Source organism: Flavobacterium aestuarii (assembly GCF_040049115.1).
Classification (GTDB): Bacteria; Bacteroidota; Bacteroidia; order Flavobacteriales; family Flavobacteriaceae; genus Flavobacterium; species Flavobacterium aestuarii.
Genome location: NZ_JBDLZZ010000043.1, coordinates 1 through 2,354 on the forward strand (window position 1 = coordinate 1; position 2,354 = coordinate 2,354).

At 33.0% G+C, this 2,354-nt stretch carries 3 protein-coding genes; 1 reads left to right on the plus strand and 2 read right to left on the minus strand.

What is annotated here, in order from left to right; all coding sequences use genetic code 11:
- Positions 1–205 precede the first annotated feature (205 nt).
- Positions 206–1,057 (minus strand): DUF7687 domain-containing protein, encoded by an 852-nt coding sequence (locus ABEG11_RS18970; protein WP_348825754.1) that lies wholly within the window; start codon positions 1,055–1,057, stop codon positions 206–208.
- Entirely contained in the window at positions 1,041–1,295 is a 255-nt protein-coding gene (locus ABEG11_RS18975; RefSeq protein WP_126563231.1) for a helix-turn-helix domain-containing protein, read from the minus strand. The genes ABEG11_RS18970 and ABEG11_RS18975 overlap by 17 nt, the downstream gene beginning before the upstream one ends.
- A gap of 86 nt (positions 1,296–1,381) precedes the next feature.
- Between ABEG11_RS18975 and ABEG11_RS18980 the strand changes: the two genes are divergently transcribed.
- Positions 1,382–2,254, plus strand: coding sequence for a Dam family site-specific DNA-(adenine-N6)-methyltransferase (locus ABEG11_RS18980; RefSeq protein ID WP_348825755.1), 873 nt, complete (start codon positions 1,382–1,384; stop codon positions 2,252–2,254).
- Positions 2,255–2,354 lie beyond the last annotated feature (100 nt).

A 2,354-nucleotide genomic window follows, 5' to 3' on the forward strand; every position in this document is an offset into this window, starting at 1 on the left:
GTTGTATTGCGGTTTGAGGACAGGTTTTTTGCCTTGCAACTATCGAAAAAAGAGGTTTTTTCACAGCCTGACGTTCTGGCGCTACACGAGGTTTGGAATTAAAGATGCGAGTTTTTTCCATTATGCACAAATTTTCTAAGTACAAAACCATCTTTAAATCCAGCCAAATGCCCAAATCTCGTGTAACGCCTGTTAGGTGCTGCCGCTATTTGTTTTCTTCATCAAATTGTTTTGTCCACTCTTTTACAAGTGAAGGAACACGAGAAACAACTTCTTTTCCAAATATGACTTCTGTTACAAGTCCCATATGCAACATATCACAGATTCTACATAAATAAGATTTTCCCATTCCCCACCAAGTATTATGATCGTCAATCATTAAACAATGATGGATTCTTCTTCCTAGATGTTCTCGAACTTCATTTAATTCGTAACCATCAAGTTGAGTTTCATAAACTCCATCAGCAACACGGCTTCCAAATGTAGTCGTATAATAATATTCTTTGATTTCCCATAAAGCGATTGGATTTATAACATTTGGAAATGATCCATCAACTCTTCTGGATAAACTACGAATTGGTAGATTATTATGTGTAAAAGCAGATAATTCTTTTGGATCATAATTACAATCATATCCTTTTGAGTTAGCTTCGATTAGCATATTTATAATAGAAGTAAAATATGCTGGACCTTGTTTTTCGCCTTTCTGTTTATTTAAAGGTTCTGGACAAGTTGGATTTAAATCAGCTTTAAGTTTTGTGTACAAAGCTTTAGCTTGTGTTAAATTTTGAAGATTTGGTTCAATATGATTGGTTAGAAAATCAGCACGAAATTGAAAATATTCAATAAGTAAACTGCCGAAGGCAGTTACTTTATTGCCTAAAATAATTTTGCTTGAATCTAATCCAAGCTTATCGTATGCACTTTCAATATCTTGAATTGATGGAACTTTAATAGTTCCAATTCCTCTGTTTGTGTAGCCAACTTTTTGACTAATTAGTTTTACATTTGCCCAAAATTCTTGTGGCTGTTTTAAAAACTTACTTTCTGCTTGCATTTATTTTATTTTCAAATTCGGTTAGAAATTCCATCGTGTTTGTGTTGAAGCACTTTAAAATTTCCCGAAGTTCAATAAAATCGATTCTTCTTTCTCCACTTTCAATTTTACTGATAAAGGATTGAGGAACTTTTAGTAAGTCGGCGAGATCTGATTGTCGAAGTCCAGAAGACACTCGAAGTTGGTACAGCATTTCGAGTAGTACTTTATTCTCCTTACTATTTAGCGACTTTTTCACGATCTAAAATTATATCCTAAAACAGTATATCCCAAAATAGGATAATAGCACAAATGTATTATCTTTGAAAAATAAATCTAAATAGTATGCAACTCACATTAGAAGAAAAATATGGAACTTATTATCCGCCAAAATCGCAATTATTAAAGTGGGTTGGAAATAAACAAAAGTTTGCAGCTGAAATTACAAGAAGTTTTCCGACTCAATTTGGAAGATATTTTGAACCATTTCTTGGAAGTGGTGCGATTTTAGCAACAGTAGCACCACATAATGGATTAGGTTCTGATACTTTTGAGCCATTAATGCAGATTTGGAAAATGCTAAAAGTTAATTCTAATGAATTGATTTCTTGGTACGCAGAAAGACTGAATAGAATAGGAGTAGAAACTAAAGAAGAAGTTTATAAAAGTGTTTTGGCTTCTTATAATACAAGTCCAAATGGTGCAGATTTTCTTTTTTTAACTCGCTCTTGTTATGGGGGAATAATTCGTTTTCGTAAAGCGGATGGCTATATGTCAACACCTTGCGGTGTTCACGATCCTATTTCCGTTGAAAGTTTTTCAAAGCGTGTGAATGAGTGGAAAAATCGTTTAAACAAAGTTGATTTTGAGCATTGTGATTATAGAGAAGCTTTTTCTAAAGCTAAATATGGAGATTTAATTTATTGTGATCCACCATATTCTCATAGTCAAACAATTCTTTATGGAGCACAAGATTTTCGATTAGAAGATTTATTATTAGAAATTGATAAGGCAAAATCGAAAGGTGTTCGTGTTGCATTGAGTATTGATGGGCATAAGAAATCAGGAAATTTACTTTGCGATTTGCCAATTGAAAATGGTCTTTTTGAAAATGAACTTTATATCAATTGTGGTAGATCGATGCTAAGAAGATTTCAGTTAGAAGGACAAACTTTGGAAAATGAAAATGTTTCAGATAGATTGTTATTAAGTTATTAGTTCCGGTTTTTGGGGGCGGTTGCACCTAACGTCAGTCTGTGAAAAAACCTCCGTTTTAATTGCAAACAAATATAGTAAAATACTGTTGTTAAAACAGGAA